This window comes from Pantoea sp. C1E2 (assembly GCF_056491465.1).
In genome coordinates this window covers 12,534-33,300 of the sequence record NZ_JBSZHT010000003.1, presented here as the reverse complement: position 1 = coordinate 33,300, position 20,767 = coordinate 12,534, and the positions used below count along the sequence as shown (strand labels likewise).

The following is a 20,767-nucleotide window of genomic DNA, read 5'->3' as shown; positions in this document are numbered from 1 at the left end:
TCACTATGAAAAACGCGTCACCCTGGCGGATAGGGTTTGATATTGGTGGCACCTTTACCGATCTGGTGCTGTTAAACGACGTCACCGGCGAAGCGATTCGTCATAAAACGCTGACCACGCCGGAAGACCCTTCCGAGGGCGCTTATACCGGGCTGACTCAACTGGTGGAGATGGCGGGACTGAAGGCCGGTGATATTCACACCATCACCCACGGCACCACGCTGGCGATTAATGCTCTGCTGGAACGTCACGGTGCCAAAACCGCACTGGTGGTAACGCGTGGCTTCCGCGACGTGCTGGTGCTGGGGCGTGAGTATCGCTATGACATCTATGACCTGAACGGTGCGCCGGCAAAACCGCTGCTGACCCGCTCGCAGGCTTATGAGATCACTGAGCGCGTCACGGCACGCGGTGAAGTGGTCACTCCGCTTGATGAGCAAGAAGTGGTGCACCTGGCGGCAGAACTGCGCGCACAAGGTTATGAAGCGGTGGCGGTTTTGTGCATGCACGCTTACGCCTGGCCCGATCATGAAAATCAGATCGAGGAGATTCTCAGCCGGGAACTACCGGGCGTGTCGATCTCTGTCTCTCATAAGGTGTCACGTGAGATCCGTGAATACGATCGCGGCGTGCTAACGGCGATGAATGCCTTCGTGCAACCTAAGGCGCGTCGTTATATGGCGCGGCTTGAGCAAAAATTGCGCGAAGGCGGTTTCACCTGCGACTGGCTGGTGATGGGCTCCAACGGAGGTTTGATGGCGCCGCAGGTGGCGGCCGATTATCCCACGCGCATCATCGAATCCGGCCCGGCAGGCGGAATTGTGGCGACAGCCGCGTTTGCCCGTAAGAACGATGAACATCAGGTGCTGGCTTTTGATATGGGCGGCACCACTGCGAAAGCCTGTGTAGTGCGCAACGGTGAACCTTCCATCACCACCGATTATGAAGTGGGTCGCGCCGACCGTTTGCTAAAAGGCAGCGGTTTGCCGGTCAAGTTGCCGGTAGTCGACATGATTGAAATCGGCGCAGGCGGCGGCAGCATCGCGCGCGTGGATTCACTTGGCCTGCTGGAGATTGGTCCTGAGAGCGCCAGCGCCTGGCCGGGACCGGCTTGCTATGGCCGTGGCGGAGAGCTGCCAACGGTCACTGACGCCAACCTGGTTCTGGGCCTGCTGGATCCCGATGCCTTTCTCGGCGGCCGGATGCGACTCGATGTGGAGGCTGCCCGCACCGCGATCCAACGCATCGCTGAACCGTTGGGGCTGAGTATTGAAGAGGCCGCATGGGGCATCCACGAAGTCGCCAACAGCAAAATGTCCGAAGCGCTTCGCACCCACTCGGTTGAGAAAAATGTCAGCCCGTCACAGATGACGATGCTGGCATTTGGCGGCGCGGGTCCGAGTCACGCCTGGTCGCTGGCCAAACAGCTCAGTGTCAAACGGGTCTATTTCCCGAACGGCGCGGGCGTCTATTCGGCTTTCGGTTTGTTAACCGCACCGCCGAGTGCTGATTTTGTGCGTGCCGATCGTTGCCGCTTGCAACCCGGCATTGACGTCGCTGCCATCAGCGCGATTTTCGCTGAGGGATTCGATGAAGCGATGACCACACTGGCCGCGGCAAACGCCGATCCTGCCACCGCCATACAGCAAAAGCTTGCCGGCGTGCGCTATGTCGGGCAGGGATCGGAACTGACCGTGACGTTGCCTGAAACCTTCCTGAGCCACGGCGATGTCCAGGCGCTGATCGATATCTTCGAAGCCGCCCATCTGGCGCGCTTTGGCCGCACGCTGCCGGGGCAAGGTGTAGAAGTGGTGAACTGGCGGGGGCGCGTACAAACCACGCCTCCGACACTCCACACCAGCGATCAGCTGCGTCATCCCGAACCGGACGCGCGTGAAAAAAGCCTGCAGGTTTATCTCGGCCGTGAACAGGGCTACCGCCCATGCCGCGTGATCCCGCGCAGTTTGCTGGTCACGCGAGTGGCAGTGCAGGGTCCGGCACTGCTGCAGGAGAAAGAGTGTGCAATCTATGTCGGTCCGGGTGCTTCTGCGCAGCTGGATGAACAAGGCAATATTTTGATGGAGCTGAACTGATGGCGACAACCACCCCTGACAATCTGCGATTTCTCGACGATCCCATCAGCCTGCGAATTACCTGGGATCGCCTGGTGAGTATTTCTGAAGAAGCGGCAGCCACGCTGGTCAACATGGCGTTCTCCAGCATTATCCGTGAAGTGGGCGATTACTCCTGCCTGCTGATGGATGCCAGCGGCAGTTCTCTGGCACAACCGAAAGCCAGCGTGCCGGTGTTTATCGGCACCCTGCCCGCCACCGTGCGCCATTTACTGGCGAAATTCCCGGCTGACACCCTGAAACCGGGTGACAGCCTGATCACTAACGATCCCTGGCTGGGCACCGGTCATCTCAACGACGTTACGGTGGTCACGCCGGTGTTCCGCGGCGGCAAACTGGTGGCCTTTACCGGCGCAGCGGCACATATGTCGGATATCGGCGGCTCGCTGAATATGGGCTCATCGCGCGACATGTATGAGGAAGGGTTCCTCATTCCGCCCAGCAAGCTGATGATGGAAGGTCAGGTCAATCAGCAACTGCTGGATCTGTTCCTCGCCAACGTTCGCGCACCGGACCAGGTGGAAGGCGATCTGCACGCAATGCTGGCCGCCAACCAGATTGGTGCTAACGGTTTGCTGGGGCTGATGGATGACCTGAAACTGGAATCCGTCACCCCGCTGGCAGAGAAAATCCATTCGCTGACCGAAGCCGCGATGCGCAAAGCGATTGAAGCGGTACCGGATGGTCGTTACGAAGCGGCGGTCGATATTGGCGACTATGAAGGCGATATTCACCTTAATGTGGCGGTGATTGTCGAGGGCAGCAATATCACCATCGATTACGCCGGTTCTTCGGCCGAATCGATGTTTGGCAGCAACTGCCCGATGTCCTTCACTTACGCCTACAGCGTCTACCCGCTTAAGTGCCTGCTGGAACCGCATCTGCCTAATAATGAGGGCTGCTTTAAATCCATTACCGTGACTGCACCGGAAGGGTCGATTGCCAACGCGCGCCCGCCTTGTGCGGTTGAAATGCGCAACCGCGTTGGTCATATGGCGCACGCCGCGATCTTCACCGCGCTGTCAGAGATCATGCCAGAGCGCGTGATGGGCCATTCGGGCAGTGCACCGGTGACCTGTGACGTGTTTGCAGGCCAGTTCGATGACGGTCGCCGCTTTGTCGAGAGTCTGTGTGTCAACGGCGGCACCGGCGCACGACCGGCAGCGGACGGGATTGTCACTGGCTTCCCGGGCAATATGTCTTCCACCCCGGTCGAACTGATTGAATCCGCCACGCCGCTGCTGTTCCTCGAAAAAGCCATCGTGCCGGATTCCGGCGGTGCGGGACGTTATCGCGGCGGTGTGGCGCAGCGCATGGTGATTCGCAATACCAGCCAATATCCACTCTCGCACAGCATGTTCTATTCGCGCCAGAAACACGCGGCAGAGGGCGTGCTGGGCGGATCGGCAGGGGCACCTAACTTTATCGCCATCAACGGTGAATCCCTCGCCAAACCGGTTGGCCGTCATGATGTTTTGCCGGGTGATGAAGTCACCATTCAAATGCCAGGCGGCGGCGGCAAGATGCCGGTCGCTGAACGTGACCCCCAAGCTATTTTGTGGGATTTACAGGAAGGCTACATCACCGAGGCGGGAGCGCTGCGTGATTACGGCGTGGACGTCGCTGCACTGAACAGGAGCTAAGCATGGAACAGTTAACGGGAAAAGTAGTGATCATCACCGGCGCCGGCAGCGGCATTGGTAAAGCGGCTGCCGCAGGTTTTGTGCAGCGCGGCGCGCGCGTGGTGCTGGTGGGTCGTCGTAAAGCGGTGCTAGATGAAGTCGTGGCGGAACTGCGTGAGAAAGGGGGTGAAGCCTGGGCTTATGCTGCTGATATCGCCAGCAAGCAAGAGGTGAATGCGTTGGTTGCCTGGACGCTAAATAAACTGGGCGAGGTGGATATTCTGGTCAACAATGCCGGCAGCGCCAGCAAAACCCTGAACGCGCGCTGGATCGAGGAAGAAGAGTGGGATCAGGTGCAGGACGTCAACATGAAAGCCGTGTTCCTGCTGACGCAGGCGCTGCTGCCTTCCATGCTGGCACGTAAAAACGGCACCATCATCACCGTGTCATCTCTGGCGGCGCTGCGTCCAAATCTGCTGGGTGGCGCAGCCTATGGTGCCGCGAAAGCCGCCGTGCGCAATTTCATGACTTATCTGCATAACACCTTCCGCAATGACGGCATCCGCTCGACCTGCATTCTGCCAGGGGAAACGAACACGCCGATTATGGATAACCGCGCCAACCCGCCGCTGCAAAGCATTCGTGACCATATGGTGCAGCCTGAGGATGTCGCCGACGCCATCCTGCTATGCGCCAGCCTGCCGATGCGCACGGTGATCGAAGAACTGATTGTCGCGCCGACCTTCCTGCGTGACGTTTCCGGCGATCTGGAGATCAGCCGCTGGAAAAATGCGCCCGCAGAGTGCAAAGCCGAGCGTTTCAACCACAACTGATCCCCCAGGAAGGTCAATAATGTCTGCTAAACTGTTTAAAGCATCCGAAGCGGTACTGCGTGTCGAACGCACGTCACTGCGCGTACAGCAGCCTGCCTCCAGCAGTGACATGGTCTCGCTGGCGATGGGCGAACCCGATTTTGATACCCCACCGCGTATTGTCCAGGCGGCGGTTGAAGCACTGCAGCAGGGCTATACCCATTACGCCCCTCTGCTGGGCGATAAAACTCTGTGTCAGGCGCTGGCCGACGACGTCTCTGCGCGGAGCGGCATGTCGGTTAAAAACGGTGAAGTGCTGGTGACTCACGGCGGTACCGCCGGCCTGGCTGCCGCGATCCTCTCTATCGTCAATCCGGGCGATCGCGTCGTCATCCCGGATCCTACTTATTCGCTGTATGCCGATCTGGTCAACATGGCGGGCGGTATCTGCATTCCCATGCCGTGCCGCAGCGATTTACACTGGGATTTAGATCGTCTGGATAAAGCGCTGGAGGGCGCCAAACTGTTTGTGTTCTGTAATCCAGGCAACCCCACCGGCATCGTGCACAGCCGTGAAGAGATGGAAACCCTGGGTAAGCTGGTCAGTAAACACAACAATCTGGTGATTGCCGATGAAGCTTACAGCGATCTGGTGTTCACCGATCGCCCTTTCACTTCAGTATTGCAGGTGCCCGCCTTCGCTGGCCGCACGCTGTACTGCCAGACCTTCTCAAAAAGCTACGCCATGACCGGCTGGCGCGTGGGCTATCTGGCGGGACCCGCTGAGATGATCGCTGCCGCCGCGCGCGTCCACAATAGTGTTAACGGCTCGGTGAACAGTGCAGTGCAGCGCGCGGCACTGGTGGCGCTCACGCAGTGTCAAAACGACGTCAAAGGTATGTATGATGTCTACCGTGAACGTCGCCAGTTAATGATGGAAGGGCTGTACGCCATCCCGGAGCTGTCGCTCAATGAACCCGAGGGTGCATTTTACTGCTTCCCTTCCTATTCATTGCCGATCCCGGCAATCGATATGGTCGCGCTGCTGCGTGAACAAGGCATTGCCGTCCGTCCAGGCAGTGAGTTTGGTGCGGCAGGTGAGCGCCACCTGCGTCTGTCCTACGCGGCCAGCAATGAGGCGATTGTCGAAGGCGTGCGCCGCCTTAAGCGTGCGCTAGCTGGTTTGAACTGAGACGTAAAACACAGGAAGAAAACCCACCATGGCGGGAAGACCGATGCGCAGTGATACCGAAAGAAACCGCAAAAACTTAATTCAGGCGGGAGCCCGCTTGTTTGAGCATGCAGAAAACCCGATAAGCCTGGCGGAGATTGCCGCCGAAGCCGGCGTATCCGTTGCCACGGCCTATCGCCAGTTTACGTCGGTAGAAGAGGTGCTGAACGCCTATCGTCAGGAAGTGGGACAGCTTTTGCTCGATTTCAGTCTGAGCCAGAGTTGCGCGGGCCTGCAGAAACTGGAGAACATCAGCCGGCACTGGATCAAACTGGTGCGTGAGAACGGCGCCGCAATGGTGCCGATGCGTAACCGCCGTGGCTACCTGGAACGTTTATGGGAAGGCGCGGATTACCTGAAAGTACAAGCGGATGCGCTGCGTCCGGCGTTACGTGAGGCGATGGGTGAAATGGATCTGCCGGACATCGGTGATAAAGCGATTTTCCTGTGGAACATCCTGTTCGATCCCCGTGAAATCTTTGACCTGCTGGATACCGTTGGCTTGACGGAAAAACAGGTGGGTACGCAGTTGATGTCAGTGCTCATTGGCGGCCTGCGCGGTTTCGCCACCGCCAATGAATTCAGCGTGGAAGCTTGCCGCACTAAGTAAATATCGAGGCCGCCACTCAGCGGCCTTTTCCCTCTTCTTTTGATGATCACAGCCACTGTGAGGGCTTCCTGCATCCTGAATTTAGGTGGCAGCGCCTGCGCGGTGCAAAAAGGTGAAATGATGACAGCGCTTTCCTATGTATCAGAAGATAAACACTCTCCCTGGGCGACCTATCTGGCGCAGGTCGATCGCGTCCTTCCCTATCTGGGCGAACTTTCGCGCTGGGCGGATACGCTGCGCCATCCCAAGCGTGCGCTGATCGTCGATATCCCGCTGGAGATGGATGATGGCAGCGTCAGGCATTTCGAAGGCTACCGCGTGCAGCACAATCTTTCACGCGGGCCGGGTAAAGGCGGCGTGCGTTTTCACCCGGACGTCACGCTGGAAGAAGTGATGGCGCTGTCAGCCTGGATGACGGTGAAATGTGCGGCGATTAATCTGCCGTTTGGTGGGGCGAAAGGCGGTATCCGCGTCGACCCGCGTGAGCTATCCAAAAAGGAGCTGGAGCGACTGACGCGCCGCTACACCAGCGAGATTGGCAGCATTATCGGGCCACAACAGGATATTCCGGCACCGGACGTCGGCACCAATCCGCAGGTGATGGCATGGATGATGGACACCTGGTCGATGAATGTCGGCATGACCAGTACCGGTGTGGTGACCGGCAAACCCATCCATCTCGGTGGTTCACTGGGCCGCGTGAAGGCAACGGGGCGCGGTGTGTTTGTCACCGGAAAAGTCACCGCGCAACGGATCGGCCTGGAACTGGAAAACGCACGCGTGGCGGTGCAGGGCTTCGGTAATGTCGGCAGCGTGGCCGCCGAACTGTTTTCGCAGTCTGGTGCTAAGGTCGTCACGGTGCAGGATCACAGCGCCACGCTGCATCATTCAGCCGGCATTGATGTGGCGGCACTGATTCGCTGGCAACAGCAGCACGGCAGCATCGCCGGGTTTCATGGCGCAACGGCGATCAGCCACGAGGCCTTTTGGGAACAGGGATGCGATATCCTGATCCCCGCCGCGCTGGAAGGGCAAATTACCGCAGAGCGCGCGCGAAAACTGGTGTGCCGTATGGTGCTGGAAGGTGCCAACGGCCCGACATTGCCCGAAGCGGACGACATCCTGACCCAGCGCAACATCACGGTGGTGCCCGATGTGATTTGCAACGCAGGTGGCGTCACCGTCAGTTACTTCGAGTGGGTGCAGGATTTTTCCAGCTTCTTCTGGAGCGAAGATGAAATTAACGCCCGGCTAGACAAAATCATGGAACAGGCGCTGCTCGCGATCTGGCAAAAATCGGAACAGCTGGCAGTGAGTTTACGAACGGCGGCTTATGCCGTGGCTTGCGAGCGGATTTTGACGGCAAGGAAGGAGCGTGGATTGTATCCGTGAGGGCAGTCTCAGCTTTTAAATAGCGTGGGGGGAAGTGTTTTTCATCTGCTTTGTAGGGCTTCAACGCAGAATTTTGGACGAATTGTGACAATGGATGACATCCGGATTCACTATCCGGGTGTTTTCTACTGCCTGGATATTAGTGGTTAACTAGTCCTGAACGAGATGACCAAAATTCTGGAAAGACTCTTCCACTAAAATATTGACGTGACAGAACACTTCATACTCTGACTGTCGGTCATAACGGAAAAAGCGTGAGATCACAACTCCCCGGAAAGAACTGAGCGCCTCGTTCTCTTCTGGATTTCCACCAATTTCTACGTAATCACCTACTGAAGGAATAAACATCACCGGAGTTTCTTCACCAGAGGTCTGAATGACACTGCCTGCCGGGGTCGGGGTTTCTTCACCACGTCGCTTGTACTGAAAATCGATGCTGTACGTTATTTCCAATTTTACCTCTGGATGCCATCCGTTCGAATCGTCCACGCGGACTATACAAGCTTTGGGAGAAGACAATATCAGAGATAATATTCAGGAAGAAATAGTGAGAAGTGCGATTTTAGTCCAATGAGTTTTTAAAAGATTTTGTGAAGCAATATTTATCATCAGATAAGCCAAGCGCTATTTAGCATCATTAGTTCTCAAAATAACAAGCTGCACGAATCAAAGCCGAACGATAACAGCGGCCAAACAAACCTTTTCTATCCACTTAATTCGAGCTATAAACAGTCATAACGTCATCATCTTAATTTAATTTTGCGCGGATTCAGCGCTTATCTACCAGGGAAGAGAGTGATGTTTCATCTGATTTTCAGCATACCAAGCTGGTATGTTATCGCACGATTCGTTATCCCATTAGCCATGCCGTTAGTGTTGAAGATCATCCTATCTTTGGTGGTTTTATTGGCTTCTCAATATCTATTAATTAGCCGATTTACCCCGGGCGGCATTTTCTCACCTGAAATGCCACGTGCCGTCACCATCCTGTTCAGCTGGGCCTTTGGCACAGTGCTACTGCTCGCGTTCACTCAAATATTGATTGATGTGGTGACACTCATTTCCCTGCTGGTGCGGCACCCGCTGCAGATGACACCAGGCATACAATATGGCGCTGCGCTTTTAACCATGGTAGTGGCGGCTGTGGGCGTCCATCAGGCCATACGCGTCCCCGCCGTAAAAGAGGTGACGATAAAAATCGATAATCTGCCGCGCGAGTTTGAAGGCTACCGGCTGCTTCAGCTCACCGATCTGCATATCACCAAAGTGTTCAACGCCGCATGGACCGCAGCCATGGTGAAAAAGGCCATGACCCTGGATGCTGACCTGATCCTGGTGACCGGCGATGTCATAGATGGCACCCTAGAAAATCGCAGAAATGACGTGGAGCCGCTGAGGGGCTTACATGCGCCGGACGGCGTTTATGCCATCACTGGCAACCATGAGTATTTCTTTGAACAGCAACGCTGGACCGATCATCTTGCGACGTTAGGACTGCAACCTTTGCTCAACAGCCATACCCTCATTAAACGCGGCGACGCGGAGCTAGCGATCGCCGGTCTGCCCGATGTTTCAGCCTCCCGCAGAGAAGCCACTGGCCCTAACCTTGAGCTGGCGCTGGAGGGTGTTCCTGCTGATGCTCCGGTAATCTTGATGGATCATCAACCACGCAATGCGCGCCAGAACGCAACGCACAAAGTCGATTTGCAGCTATCTGGTCACACCCACGGCGGACTGATCGTCGGTTTTGACCGCTTGTTTGCAAAACCCAACGCGGGCTTTGTCTCAGGACTTTATGATGTGGATGGCATGCAACTCTATGTGAATAACGGCACTGCGCTCTGGCCAGGCATGGCAATACGACTGGGACGCCCTTCTGAACTGACGCGGATTACGTTGCAGCGGAAAGAGTGAAGTTTTGAGTCATATCTTCTAAAAAAACGTTGAGAAGAATGTGCATAGCCATGAGCCTGTTATGCGAGGCTCATGGCTTGTATTGAGCCAACAAGGACTAAAAACGATTAATCATATGGAAATCAAAAATTACGTTGGAGCCATAACCATCGTCAAAATATGCTCAGTTAACGCCGCACAAAGGTTCTGGCTTACAAGGATATTTATCCCCAAAAATTTCCTGCCTCGTTCTTTTGACGATCCTATGTACGCCTGACTAACCCAAAGCGGCTTTGCAGCACAGCATCAATTTCATCTTCCGCCAGCTGCTGCTTTTCCACGCCATTCGCCGTCACCGTTTTCAACATATCTCCTAGCAGGATCATCCGTCCCTCCGGACAATGCTGCACAATGAGTCGTTTCTGCACAAAAATCGCATCAGGATGCGTCGAGTTGAGGTAATTCGCCGGGGCAAAATCAATCCACTCTTGCGGTGACAGGTCAAAGCTGTATTGGTTACACCACTCCCCTTCTACCTTCGCCTGAAGCAGATACTCGCCATGCGCGTCACAGCTGAGTTTGAACGTATCGAAATCCTGTTTAATATCGTTATTGAGCTGATCTAAGGCTACGGGTGCGCGGATGCCGTAGCTACCAAACCCGAGATCGCACAGCCACTGGCGGCCATCAACTTCAGCAATGATTGCCATGTGGGTTTTGGGACGGCGCACCGGGTAGAACATCGGCCTTGCTGCCACAAAACGGTAGGGAATGCCTAACGCTTCCAGCGCCATGGCGAACAGCCCGTTGACCTCATAACAGTAGCCCCCTCGCCCCTGATGCAGAATCTTGTCACTGATCTCTTCAGGCACCAGCGAGACAACTTTTCCTGCCTGAACGTCGAGATTCTCAAACGGCACGGAGAAAAGTTGATGACGCATAATGGCGTGCAGCGTGGCAGAATCGGCGGCTGCAGGGCCGGTGTAATTGATGCGGCGGAAATAGCGGGAAAGGTCGAAGTTATTGCTTTGCATAGTGCCTCCTTGTCTGGTTCATGCCCGACACTATAGATGGCACTCATCATCGTCTGTATAGTCAGATTTATCGAAAATCAGACTGTACAGATCGACATGTCCGTCCTGCCATTATCGTCCCCACATTACCGCCGCATTGCTGAGAGTCTGCGACACACCCTCGCCTCCGGTGCGCTGCGACCCGGCGATCGGATGATCTCCGCACGCAAACTGGCCGAACGCGAACAGGTAAGTCTGCCAACCGCTCTGGAAGCCCTGCGTTGTCTGGAAGCGGAAGGATTGATTATTGCACGTCCGCGCTCGGGCTATTTCGTCACTGCGCGAAACACCGAACGGCAAATACCGCCTGCGCTGTCGGGCCCTGTGCCCGTGACCTTGTCAGCTGTTGCGCGTTCACTGTTCAGTAGCGCAGAAAGCCGTTTGATAGCGCTCGGCGCTGCGCTGCCCGATCCCCACTGGTTGCCGACGGAGACACTCCAGCGGGCGCTGCAATCGGCAGGTCGCCGTCTGGATGCGCATGGCCAAAGCTATAGCCTGCCACCGGGCCGGGCCGACCTGCGCAATAAGATAGCCACACGTGCCGCGCAATGGGGCGCACGCTTTAGCGCAGACGACCTTGTTATTACCGCTGGGGCGACCCAGGCGCTGCGTCTGGCACTGCGCGCCGTGTGTCAGCCTGGCGATGCCGTCGCGATTGAGCAGCCCGCCTACTTCGGCACGCTCCTGCTGCTGGAGGATTTGGGCCTGAAGGCACTACAAATCCCCACCGATCCCATTGAAGGATTGCTGCTGGCACCGCTCGCTGACGCCATTAAACGGCATCGACCCGCTGCCGTACTGGCCTCGCCTACCGTGCAAAACCCGCTTGGCGCCAGTATGCCGGTTGCGCGCAAGCAGGAGCTTGTGGCATTGCTTGAACGTGCAGGCATCCCGTTAATTGAGGACGATGTGTATGGCGATCTGGCTGGCGATGGGCAGCGACCTCCCGCCTGCAAGGCCTTTGATCAGCGTGGCAATGTGATTTACTGCAGTTCATTATCCAAGACTCTCGCACCGGGCTGGCGCATTGGCTGGATTGCCGCCGGCCGCTATCACACCCAGGTTTTGCAGGCGCGCATGGCGGGCGACTGGGCGGGCGCGCCGTTACTTGAAGCCGCCGCCAGCGACGTACTGGCCAGTGGGGACTACGATCGGCACCTGCGGCGTTTGAAGGTTCGCGTTGAGAAAGGTGTGCGAGCCGTCATCGCACGGGTTGAAGCGAGTTTCCCGCCTGGCACACGCGTTACTGCACCGGAAGCCGGTTTTTTGCTGTGGGTTGAACTTCCGCATCCGATCAATGCGCTTGAAGTGCATCGTCGCGCGCTGGCGCTGGGCATTGGGGTTAGCCCTGGACCGCTGTTTTCACCGGGAGCGGAGTTACAGAACTTCCTGCGGTTAAATTGTGCCAACGAACCAACGGAACAGCTGCTCAATGCCGTGGACCAGATTGGTGCGATTTGTTACGAATTGATGGCCTGAGTTTATATGGCGCATCAGAAATAAATGCCGGGCCTTCTGGCTCGGTTCATATCAGAACTCGACGCGTGCCCCAAAGTTAAAACATAGCCCTTCCAGCATCGCCGGCTAGTTGTAGAACGTTTTATAAATCGGGTCACTCCAGCAGAGCCGCCAGACTAATTAAAATTAAACCAGCGTCCCCTTCACACCGTGCGGTTCAGAACGCAAATACTGTGACGGAACTTTAACCTGCGCATTCAGCACGGCAGCAGCCTGCCATGGCCAGTGCGGGTTGTAGAGCACGGCACGACCCAGCGCGACCAGATCGGCGTCCCCCTGCTCCACCACCGCTTCTGCCTGATGCGGCTCGGTGATCAAGCCCACACCGATAACCGGAATCTTCACCTGCTGACGGATATCGCGTGCGAACGGCAACTGATATCCCGGCCCCACAGTGATGGATTGCTGTGGAGATAGCCCACCGCTCGACACATGCACATAATCACAGCCCTGTGCTTCCAGCTGCTGGCTAAACACAATAGATTGCTCAATATCCCAGCCACCCTCAACCCAATCGCTGGCAGAGAGACGCACGCCAACCGGGATCGAAGCAGGTACGGCGGCACGTACCGCCGCAAACACCTCGAGTGGGAATCGTAAACGATTATCCAGCGAACCACCGTATTGGTCCTGACGTTGGTTGCTCAGTGGCGACAAGAACTGATGCAGCAGATAACCGTGTGCCGCGTGGATTTCAATCAGCTCAATACCCAGACGCACCGCACGCTGCGCGCTATCCACAAATGCCTGTTTGATGCGCGCCAGCCCCGCCGAATCCAGTGCTGCTGGAGCGGCATCCTGTTCAGCAAAGCTCAATGCTGAAGGTGCGACGGTTTGCCAGCCACCTTCACTCTCCGGCAGTTGATGCCCTCCCTGCCATGGCGCACGGCATGAGGCTTTACGCCCGGCGTGGCCCAGCTGGATACCCAGGCGGATGGGTGACCAGGCGCGAATGTCAGACAGCACGCTGTGTAACGCGGCTTCCGTCTTGTCATCCCACAGCCCGAGGTCTCCCGGCGAGATGCGGCCTGCCGCTTCAACGGCGGTGGCTTCCAAAATCAGCAATCCTGCGCCAGAAAGCGCCAGTGAACCTAAATGGATGCGGTGCCAGCTGCTGGCGCATCCCGCATCGGCGGAGTATTGGCACATCGGGGCGATCACGATGCGGTTCTCCAGCTCAAGCTCTCCAATCTTTGCGGCACTAAATAGTTGACTCATCTTTATCCCTTAACGTTGTTAGCAGCAGCGCTGCACAGGTTTGACTCAAGGTTAAACCGTTTTATTCATTCTGTTATTAATGATTAATGCCAGTAGCGCGAACCATCAGCGCGTCATACCTGAATAGCAACCCTGGCAACATGAAACGACCATTCTCACCAAATGATCTACTATTGTTTGACTCCTGATCTGCTCGTAGCACTCCTTACCGTCCCGCTCAAATGGCGTGCGATAGGCAATGTCATTGCCCCGGTGTCCAGCTCTATGTCAGCAGTCCAATTATTGGAAAAAACCCAATTCAAACGATATGAAAGACTTCAAAGGAAACAAAAAATCCCTGCCCGTCCGCTATTGCAAGCAGTGCCATAAGCCGATGACCTGGCGTAAAAAGTGGGAAAATTGCTGGGATGAAGTGCAATACTGCTCGGAACGCTGCCGCCGTGCAGCCAAAAGCCACAGGGTCGGCAGCGGGTCATAATACGATTTCAACCACTACGCTGAAGCCACCGTTTCATTCGTGCTCTCGCCAAAATGTTCACGCATGTGTGATTCGATCTCTTCCAGCGATTTGCCGCGGGTTTCCGGCAACATCACCGCGACAAACACCAGGGAAGCCACGTTGATCGCAGCGAAGATAAAGAATGCATTATTTCCCACCAGCGACAGCAGTGGCGGGAAAGCCAACGCAATGATGGCGTTACATATCCACTGAAAAGCCACCGCTGAACCGGTCAATACGCCACGTACTTTCATCGGGAACAGCTCAGACATCAGCAGCCAATACACGGGCGAAATACACATCTGCATAAAGAAGAGAAACACCAGGATGCAGGCCAGCGCTAGCAGGCTTTGCACTAAACTGTGTGGCATCAGTACCAGCACCGCTCCCAGCGCCAGCTGCATCGCGATCACCACCGATAACCCGGTGATCAGCATTGGGCGGCGACCAAAATGGCTGATCGCTTTGATGCCTACAAAAGTCGCGATCACAGATACCACACCGTTGCCAATCGTGGCTGCGATCGACGCGCTGGTGCCAAGTCCGGTACTTTTAAGAATGATAGGCGTGTAATACATAAAAGCATTCACACCGGTGAATTGTGCCACGATCCCCATACCGCAGCCCAACAGCAGCAATCGTACTATCCATTTTTCTTTCAGCAGTTCACGCGCGGGCGGCCCCTGACGGGCTTCGCGCGCGTTCTGGCGCATCTCCGCCATCTCTTTTTTAATTTCGCGCGGATTCTCACGCAATTTACGCAGAATACGTAACGCCTCGTTTATGCGCCCTTCGGCCACCATCCAGTGCGGTGAGGCCGGGACAAAAAAGGTGCCAATAAACAGCAGCACACCCGGGATCATCGCCAGCGACAACATATAACGCCACATGCTCGGATCGTGCAGTAACAGACTCATCGCCGCACTGACGATGTAAGCCAGCAACTGGCCTGACACAATCATCAGCTCATTACGGCTGACCAGCGGCGCACGATGTTTCGGACCCGCAATCTCAGCGATAAACACCGGAACCGTGGAGGATCCGCCCCCCACGGCGAATCCGAGGATAAATCGCATCACCACCATGATCTCAAGATTCGGCGCGATGGTGGTGCCTAATGCACCAGCAACGAATAGCACGGCCAGACTGCGCAGCGTGATTCGGCGGCCAAAGCGATCAGAGACAAACCCGCTAACAAAGGCCCCAAACGCTGAACCGAATGTGAGCGCAGAAGTGACCAGCCCTTCGGTAAAGGGGGTGAGGTCAAGTCCGCCCTGCGAGGTCGGTAAAGTCATATAGGGCAGCGCCCCGGAAATGATGCCCGTGTCATACCCGAACGCCAGCGCGCCCATGGTGGCGACTAACACCACAAAGAACAGACGTTGCTGCACGGTTAAATTGAGCGAGCCGCCATCATCCGATGGGGGCGGAGAAGAGTTTTGCATTTAAGCTTCCATGGGTTGCTAAAAACACAGCTAACACTGTGTAAAGAAAGGTATGAGTATAGTCAGGATTTGAAAAATGAGATCTGAGTCACGGTATTGCGTTGGGTCTGAGAGCTATGTGCAGCAGACTTTTTTGATTTTCGAATTCAGATCGTGGGTTAACCCCCTCGCCGGCACCCACATCGCCCACAACCTGTTATTTGCGGTGCACAGATAATAAAGCGAGGCTGTTATTACGAGGGAATGGAAGGATGCAGAATCTTCAAGGGTTAATCCAGGTGAATGAAGTCAGACTTCCCGTTGCGGAATAAGTCAGTCGCGCCCTGCGATTATTGTCGCGCTCAATGCGAAACCAGTCGAGCGACTCAGCCTGAAAAACCAACACACCAAAAAGGTGCTGACCGCCTTCCCCGCTCTCCTCACTTTCAGCATGCTGGGTTTGATCGTGCGGAAACAACAATTCTTCTCCCGGCGGCCCGCCTGAATAACTCCTGCGCGTCCAGACTGACAGCCCTTGCCACGTTTGCCCGGCGAGAGCGCTTGCTGGTTCATATCGTTTGAAAATCCCCTGCAAACGTAACTGCAGGCGTGATTGCGAGCAAAATCCCAATACCGTTGCAGCGGGGTTGATGGCTAACTCCTGCCATTTTGCACTGCGGATATCGGTGTGAAATTCCAGAAGCCGCTGGGCACTGTCCGTTCGTCTTAACACCATCATGCGAGCCTGTGGTTTGAACGCAGTATCGATGGTGCAGACGTTCAGATAACGAAACCCGGCGTGAGGATCGTTTGCTGCGTTATTCAGTTCCTGCCAGGCCATGGCATCAATATGTTCAGATTCTGGTGTCAAAACTTACGCCCTCAAAGTAACGAATGACGTTAAGTATAGAGACTTGTGATTATTCATTGAGGTGTTGCGGGATTAACTTTACCTGAAGGGTGTGACGCTGGAACCTCCGCACACAAGGCGTGAAGGTTCCAGCAATCAGATTATGACAGGGCCTTTCTCCGTGGAGAATTCAGCCAAATCAGAATCGGTAGTTCGCGGAGATAGAAACGTTACGCGGTTCGCCGTACACGGTGTTTCTGCCGACATCGATGTTATACGTCTTGTCGAACAGGTTGTTCAGGTTGGCCTGCACGGAGAGCTGTTTGGTAACCTGATAGCGTCCGAACAGATCCACCAGCGCGTAGCTGCCCTGCTCTGCATACAGCGTTGAGGTTCCGCCCGGGCCCGCTACGTTATCCCAGGTGTGCGTCTGCCAGTTCACACCGCCGCCCACAGTCAGATCCTGCAGCATCGGCAGGCGATAGCTGGTGAACAGCTTCAGTGAAGTACGCGGCTGCGTTGGGTTCAGCGCGGCATCTTCACCATCTTTCGCCACATAGCGCGTTGCACCGAAGGTCATCTGCAGGTTATCGGTCACCGCACCGTTGATTTCGAATTCAACACCTTTACTCACCGTGCCGTTCTGCTCGTAGTAAGCGTAATCGGTGCTGCCTGGTACTAGCGCATAATCCGTCGCACCCAGGTGATCCTGTTCGATACGGAACACCGCCAGCGACGCGGTGATGCGGCTGTTCATCCAGTCGCCCTTGATCCCGGTTTCATAGCTTTTACCGGTGACAGGAGAGAGATAAGCACCCTGCGCATTACGATAGGTCTGCGGTTTGAAAATAGAGGTATAGCTGGCGTAGGCGGAATAGGTATCGTTGATGTCATACACCAGGCCTGCATACGGCGTGATGTTGTTCTTCTCCATATTCTGCGTCAGCGTGTTGGCGTTGTATTGCGTGTATCGGGCGCCAAGGATCAGATGCAGCGGATCGGCCAGTGAAATGCGCGTGGCTAAGTAAGCGGATTTCTGACGAATCACATTATCCTGCGACAGCGCCTGATCGTCCCAATCCGGTTCTGGATAATTACCCCAGTCATTGAAATCACCCACGTCTGCCGAGGTGAAGCTGGTGGAGGCACTGACGTAGCGATCGTGCTGGCGGATATAAGTGACACCCGCCATTAACTCATGCTGGCGACCAAACAGCTCATACGGACCGGTGACATAGGCGTCTGCGGTATCTTCTTTGCGTTTTGCGGTGTTATAACCGGTACCGCCTAACAAATCATAGCCCTCATAAGGGCCGATACCGATACCGGTCGATTTATCAAAGTAACCGTCGATATACAGCAACTTACTGTCCATGGTGGCTTCAGTATGCGAGCCGCTCAGGTTCAGCTCCCAGCCGTTATTAAACGTCTGCTTCAGGCTGGCGAACACCTTTTTGGAATCGCTGTTGTTGTAGGCCCAATCTGGTGCGAGGTTGGTACTGCGAGAGTAGTTGGTTTTGCTGCCGTCGAGATAGAAAGTCGGCAAGCCGCCCCAGGTCGCACCTTGTATGTTGGTTTCCTGATAATCGTAACCCAGTGTCAGCGTGGTGGAATCGGTGAGATCGGCCGCGACGGTGCCATACAGGAATTTCTTCTGCGTATGGTAATGATCCAGCCAGCTGTCGCCATCCTGATAGCCCGCCACCACGCGTCCGCGCACATTGCCGGACTCGGTCAACGGACCGGAAAGATCGGCCACATAGCGTTGGGTATCCCAGCTGCCGTAGCTGGCTGACAGATTACCCTGAAACGTTTTGCTGTCTGCCTGCTTGTGCACCATATTTACGGATGCCGCCGGGCTGCCCGCGCCGGTCATCAGACCCGTCGCACCGCGCACCACTTCAACGCGATCATACACCGCGGTATCTGACAGGGTATCACCCAGATTCCAGGCGCTATCAATCAGTGCTGGCACGCCATCGATCTGGTAGTTATCGATCATGAAGCCGCGTGAGTAGAAATTGCTGCGGTTGGCGCCAGAGTTGAACTGACTGATGCCGGTGGTATTGGTTAAGACGTCAGTTAACGTCTCCAGCTTCTGATCCTTCATACGCTGTTTGGTGATAACAGAAACAGACTGCGGCGTGTCACGCGCGGTCAACGCTAATTTAGTGGCGGCGCGCGTAACCGGGACGTTGTAATCCGTGTCCTGACTGCTATTGGTGCTACCGGCTGCCGCCGTGACTTCCAGCGTTTGCTCTTTAGTGGTGCGGAGACTTTCGGGCTGTGTAACGCAGTCGCGATAACCAAGGCCAGTAAAGAGATCACCGGCAGCGCTTGGCTCATACCGATATTATTATTCGCCTTTATTACCCTGGCTTGACGTGAAGAACGAGACATTATCATCCTTTGAAATTTGTTATTAATGAGATGACTGGTGGGTGTGCAGATGCGCAAACGCCCAACTCCGTCAGAATGAGAGACAGAATTCCCTGTAAAACATATTTTCGAAACTGATTTAGTAGGAAGCGCTTTAGCGTGAAAGAGGTACGCAGCAACAGATTCCCCACCCGTCCAAGAAGGCGAATGAGAATTATAATTATTACAATTCACTGATCAAGTTATTTACGGTAATGACGAAAAATAAACAGAGCTAACGCTAAATTTATAACTTAAGGTGATAATCCCTTACGGACATAGTAAAAATAAATCGGTCTTAGCGTTGAAACTTATTCAATTTCTTTGCTGTCTCAAATGTTGAAATATCGTAGCAACCAATCAACAGACAGTTATTGAGGGTGGCTAAATGAAATAATTATTAACGAATTTATTTTCGCTTTCGCAATAATCTATTTTCACGAATGATACATGGATAATGCAGGCTGGAAGGCGTTCATTTGACTTATTCACTCTTATTAGTTATTGCCCGATTCAATCCAGGCTCCTACCGACAGTCCCATGATTGTTAAACAACCGCAAAACTGACCACTTAAACCCTCTCGAAGTGAAATCATAACGATATGATATGTAACAACATAAAACATGACGTGATAGCCTCGGGATTTAGAGGCAGGAACCTACACTGACCAGTAATAGTTTTTCAGTTTCTGCGCACGATGCTTATTGCTGGGAAAGCAGCGCTGGCCATCCTCAGCACTAGGTTGGGAAATGAAGATATAACGAAGGTGACGCCCCCTACTTCCAGCTCGCAACACCATAGGCAATCACGTTCAGTGGCTCTCCACGCTGCGGATAAGGCTGGCGGAGAACGATACGGCTGGCGAATTTTTCAATGCCGATATCGTCCTCCCACAGGCGCTCCATCAGATCCTGAAACATCGATATAGTGGGTGCGATAATCTTGAGCAGGTAATCGTAACCGCCACTGACGTTATAGCAATCCACAATCTCTTGGTGACTGCTCCTCGCCCTTTGGCCGGGGAGCAGTCAACCACTGTGAAATTAAATAACCCCGAACTGGCAGCGGCGGATATCGGAACGCGTCTGATTGGTGTTGAATATGATGTTGTTAGCGACTGTGAAGGCGGGTTCATCTCGCTATGATTGTGCGGGCGGGATAACTTAACGATGAAGTTAAGGTTAGTGAACAGGCTGATAACCTACATTAAGATGATTGGCTAAATTGACGAGACGTTTATCGAGCGTCCAGAGCGTTGCTCCGGGGGTAATGAGAGCAGATGCAAGCAAGGTGATATCCACCAGGCCACACCCGTGTCCGTACAGCATTTTATTTTCAATAAATGCCATCACCTCACTCATGCTGGCTTGGTGGCATTGCGGTAACAGATTCAGGTCACGAAGTGTGCGCACGCGTGGCGCTGGCGGAGTGCCGCAGGCAAGTTCTCCAATCACCATTGGATGAATTAATACCAGGTCCCCGCTCAGTATCCGCACTAACTCTTCATTTCTGTTTTTGAAATGATCTACCCACACAGATGTATCAACCAGAATGGACATTATGCAGACGGTTCCTCGCGACGGCGGGGAATGCTTTCCATTTCAGGCGCGGCGCCACCCAATGAAGCAAGGCGCTTTGCCGCTTGTACCCGTACAAACGTTTTCATTGCTTCGCGGAAAATATCAGCTTTGTCCATATCGGGATCGGCCATATCCAGAGCCTGAGCATACAGCACATCATCAATTGTCACTGTAGTACGCATCTCGCCACCTCATATGATTCACAAACTGATGCCATCATGCATCAAAATATGAATCAGGTCAATTTCTCACCTTGTTGATGACTCTGGTATGGAGCCTTGCAACTTCGAAGGCAATCATGACCGTAGCTATACGTGCATTCTTGCCACCAAATTTCACTCTTAATGCCTAGGGTAAGAACACGCGAAAAGTTTCAGGACATTAAACGCGCCGCGCACGGAGGGGGTGAGATTCCGACGCGGCATGATTAATTCCATGCACTAAAATCTGGCCAGAGACATTTTTATCCGCTGGCACACTTGTGCCAGCAAATT

At 54.7% G+C, this 20,767-nt stretch carries 18 protein-coding genes; 9 read left to right on the top strand and 9 right to left on the bottom strand.

Annotation, left to right across the window (positions count from 1 at the left end):
• Window positions 1-5 precede the first annotated feature (5 nt).
• From ACXI0A_RS20625 to ACXI0A_RS20600, 6 genes are all read left to right on the top strand, one after another.
• Window positions 6-2,093 (top strand): hydantoinase/oxoprolinase family protein, encoded by a 2,088-nt coding sequence (locus tag ACXI0A_RS20625; protein WP_476147259.1) that lies wholly within the window; start codon window positions 6-8, stop codon window positions 2,091-2,093.
• Window positions 2,093-3,775, top strand: a complete 1,683-nt coding sequence (locus ACXI0A_RS20620) for a hydantoinase B/oxoprolinase family protein (protein ID WP_476147260.1) — start codon at window positions 2,093-2,095, stop codon at window positions 3,773-3,775. Before ACXI0A_RS20625 ends, ACXI0A_RS20620 begins: the two co-directional genes overlap by 1 nt.
• A gap of 2 nt (window positions 3,776-3,777) precedes the next feature.
• Window positions 3,778-4,587, top strand: a complete 810-nt coding sequence (locus tag ACXI0A_RS20615) for an SDR family NAD(P)-dependent oxidoreductase (protein WP_476147261.1) — start codon at window positions 3,778-3,780, stop codon at window positions 4,585-4,587.
• Between the two features lie 19 nt (window positions 4,588-4,606).
• Window positions 4,607-5,758 carry an aminotransferase class I/II-fold pyridoxal phosphate-dependent enzyme gene (locus ACXI0A_RS20610; protein ID WP_476147262.1) on the top strand — a complete coding sequence of 384 codons (1,152 nt, stop codon included), beginning with the start codon at window positions 4,607-4,609 and terminating at the stop codon, window positions 5,756-5,758.
• Window positions 5,759-5,786: 28 nt separating this feature from the next.
• Window positions 5,787-6,407 (top strand): TetR/AcrR family transcriptional regulator, encoded by a 621-nt coding sequence (locus ACXI0A_RS20605; RefSeq protein ID WP_080748146.1) that lies wholly within the window; start codon window positions 5,787-5,789, stop codon window positions 6,405-6,407.
• A gap of 120 nt (window positions 6,408-6,527) precedes the next feature.
• The gene (locus tag ACXI0A_RS20600) at window positions 6,528-7,799 is read left to right on the top strand and encodes a Glu/Leu/Phe/Val family dehydrogenase (protein WP_160869066.1); all 1,272 of its coding nucleotides are present in this window, start codon (window positions 6,528-6,530) and stop codon (window positions 7,797-7,799) included.
• Between the two features lie 150 nt (window positions 7,800-7,949).
• Here the strand turns inward: ACXI0A_RS20600 and ACXI0A_RS20595 are convergent, their stop codons facing one another.
• Entirely contained in the window at window positions 7,950-8,288 is a 339-nt protein-coding gene (locus tag ACXI0A_RS20595; protein WP_476147263.1) for a hypothetical protein, read from the bottom strand.
• A gap of 309 nt (window positions 8,289-8,597) precedes the next feature.
• Between ACXI0A_RS20595 and ACXI0A_RS20590 the strand changes: the two genes are divergently transcribed.
• A complete protein-coding gene (locus ACXI0A_RS20590; protein WP_476147264.1) occupies window positions 8,598-9,713 on the top strand; it encodes a metallophosphoesterase in 1,116 nt (371 codons plus the stop codon).
• A gap of 242 nt (window positions 9,714-9,955) precedes the next feature.
• Here ACXI0A_RS20590 and ACXI0A_RS20585 read toward each other — a convergent pair whose 3' ends face one another.
• Window positions 9,956-10,726: an arylamine N-acetyltransferase gene (locus ACXI0A_RS20585; protein WP_476147265.1), complete on the bottom strand. Its 771-nt coding sequence runs from the start codon at window positions 10,724-10,726 to the stop codon at window positions 9,956-9,958.
• Window positions 10,727-10,822: 96 nt separating this feature from the next.
• Between ACXI0A_RS20585 and ACXI0A_RS20580 the strand changes: the two genes are divergently transcribed.
• Entirely contained in the window at window positions 10,823-12,244 is a 1,422-nt protein-coding gene (locus ACXI0A_RS20580) for an aminotransferase class I/II-fold pyridoxal phosphate-dependent enzyme (protein WP_476147266.1), read from the top strand.
• A 165-nt stretch (window positions 12,245-12,409) separates the two neighbouring features.
• Here the strand turns inward: ACXI0A_RS20580 and ACXI0A_RS20575 are convergent, their stop codons facing one another.
• Window positions 12,410-13,501, bottom strand: a complete 1,092-nt coding sequence (locus tag ACXI0A_RS20575; protein ID WP_476147267.1) for an oxidoreductase — start codon at window positions 13,499-13,501, stop codon at window positions 12,410-12,412.
• A 307-nt stretch (window positions 13,502-13,808) separates the two neighbouring features.
• On the opposite strand from ACXI0A_RS20575, the gene ACXI0A_RS20570 reads away from it, so the two are divergent.
• The gene (locus ACXI0A_RS20570; protein ID WP_097119721.1) at window positions 13,809-13,979 is read left to right on the top strand and encodes a DUF2256 domain-containing protein; all 171 of its coding nucleotides are present in this window, start codon (window positions 13,809-13,811) and stop codon (window positions 13,977-13,979) included.
• A 14-nt stretch (window positions 13,980-13,993) separates the two neighbouring features.
• On the opposite strand, the gene ACXI0A_RS20565 is transcribed toward ACXI0A_RS20570, so the two are convergent.
• The 6 genes from ACXI0A_RS20565 to ACXI0A_RS20540 form a co-directional block, all read right to left on the bottom strand.
• The gene (locus ACXI0A_RS20565) at window positions 13,994-15,445 is read right to left on the bottom strand and encodes a sugar porter family MFS transporter (RefSeq protein ID WP_476147268.1); all 1,452 of its coding nucleotides are present in this window, start codon (window positions 15,443-15,445) and stop codon (window positions 13,994-13,996) included.
• Between the two features lie 262 nt (window positions 15,446-15,707).
• On the bottom strand, window positions 15,708-16,295 hold the full coding sequence (locus ACXI0A_RS20560; RefSeq protein ID WP_476147269.1) for a pyridoxamine 5'-phosphate oxidase family protein: 588 nt from the start codon (window positions 16,293-16,295) through the stop codon (window positions 15,708-15,710).
• Between the two features lie 178 nt (window positions 16,296-16,473).
• Window positions 16,474-18,525, bottom strand: coding sequence for a ferric-rhodotorulic acid/ferric-coprogen receptor FhuE (fhuE, locus tag ACXI0A_RS20555; RefSeq protein ID WP_479485294.1), 2,052 nt, complete (start codon window positions 18,523-18,525; stop codon window positions 16,474-16,476).
• Between the two features lie 944 nt (window positions 18,526-19,469).
• The gene (locus ACXI0A_RS20550) at window positions 19,470-19,682 is read right to left on the bottom strand and encodes an Lrp/AsnC ligand binding domain-containing protein (RefSeq protein ID WP_479410263.1); all 213 of its coding nucleotides are present in this window, start codon (window positions 19,680-19,682) and stop codon (window positions 19,470-19,472) included.
• A 192-nt stretch (window positions 19,683-19,874) separates the two neighbouring features.
• Window positions 19,875-20,252, bottom strand: coding sequence for a PIN domain-containing protein (locus ACXI0A_RS20545; RefSeq protein ID WP_476147271.1), 378 nt, complete (start codon window positions 20,250-20,252; stop codon window positions 19,875-19,877).
• Window positions 20,252-20,455, bottom strand: a complete 204-nt coding sequence (locus ACXI0A_RS20540) for a type II toxin-antitoxin system VapB family antitoxin (RefSeq protein ID WP_034830833.1) — start codon at window positions 20,453-20,455, stop codon at window positions 20,252-20,254. Before ACXI0A_RS20540 ends, ACXI0A_RS20545 begins: the two co-directional genes overlap by 1 nt.
• Window positions 20,456-20,767: the final 312 nt, after the last annotated feature.

What these genes read in the sequence shown, in the direction of transcription:
- ACXI0A_RS20625 (WP_476147259.1), top strand. Translation starts at nt 6, where the DNA reads ATGAAAAACGCGTCACCCTGGCGGATAGGGTTTGATATTGGTGGCACC.
- ACXI0A_RS20620 (WP_476147260.1), top strand. Translation starts at nt 2,093, where the DNA reads ATGGCGACAACCACCCCTGACAATCTGCGATTTCTCGACGATCCCATC.
- ACXI0A_RS20615 (WP_476147261.1), top strand. Translation starts at nt 3,778, where the DNA reads ATGGAACAGTTAACGGGAAAAGTAGTGATCATCACCGGCGCCGGCAGC.
- ACXI0A_RS20610 (WP_476147262.1), top strand. Translation starts at nt 4,607, where the DNA reads ATGTCTGCTAAACTGTTTAAAGCATCCGAAGCGGTACTGCGTGTCGAA.
- ACXI0A_RS20605 (WP_080748146.1), top strand. Translation starts at nt 5,787, where the DNA reads ATGGCGGGAAGACCGATGCGCAGTGATACCGAAAGAAACCGCAAAAAC.
- ACXI0A_RS20600 (WP_160869066.1), top strand. Translation starts at nt 6,528, where the DNA reads ATGACAGCGCTTTCCTATGTATCAGAAGATAAACACTCTCCCTGGGCG.
- ACXI0A_RS20590 (WP_476147264.1), top strand. Translation starts at nt 8,598, where the DNA reads ATGTTTCATCTGATTTTCAGCATACCAAGCTGGTATGTTATCGCACGA.
- ACXI0A_RS20585 (WP_476147265.1), bottom strand. Translation starts at nt 10,726, where the DNA reads ATGCAAAGCAATAACTTCGACCTTTCCCGCTATTTCCGCCGCATCAAT.
- ACXI0A_RS20580 (WP_476147266.1), top strand. Translation starts at nt 10,823, where the DNA reads ATGTCCGTCCTGCCATTATCGTCCCCACATTACCGCCGCATTGCTGAG.
- ACXI0A_RS20575 (WP_476147267.1), bottom strand. Translation starts at nt 13,501, where the DNA reads ATGAGTCAACTATTTAGTGCCGCAAAGATTGGAGAGCTTGAGCTGGAG.
- ACXI0A_RS20570 (WP_097119721.1), top strand. Translation starts at nt 13,809, where the DNA reads ATGAAAGACTTCAAAGGAAACAAAAAATCCCTGCCCGTCCGCTATTGC.
- ACXI0A_RS20565 (WP_476147268.1), bottom strand. Translation starts at nt 15,445, where the DNA reads ATGCAAAACTCTTCTCCGCCCCCATCGGATGATGGCGGCTCGCTCAAT.
- ACXI0A_RS20545 (WP_476147271.1), bottom strand. Translation starts at nt 20,252, where the DNA reads ATGTCCATTCTGGTTGATACATCTGTGTGGGTAGATCATTTCAAAAAC.
- ACXI0A_RS20540 (WP_034830833.1), bottom strand. Translation starts at nt 20,455, where the DNA reads ATGCGTACTACAGTGACAATTGATGATGTGCTGTATGCTCAGGCTCTG.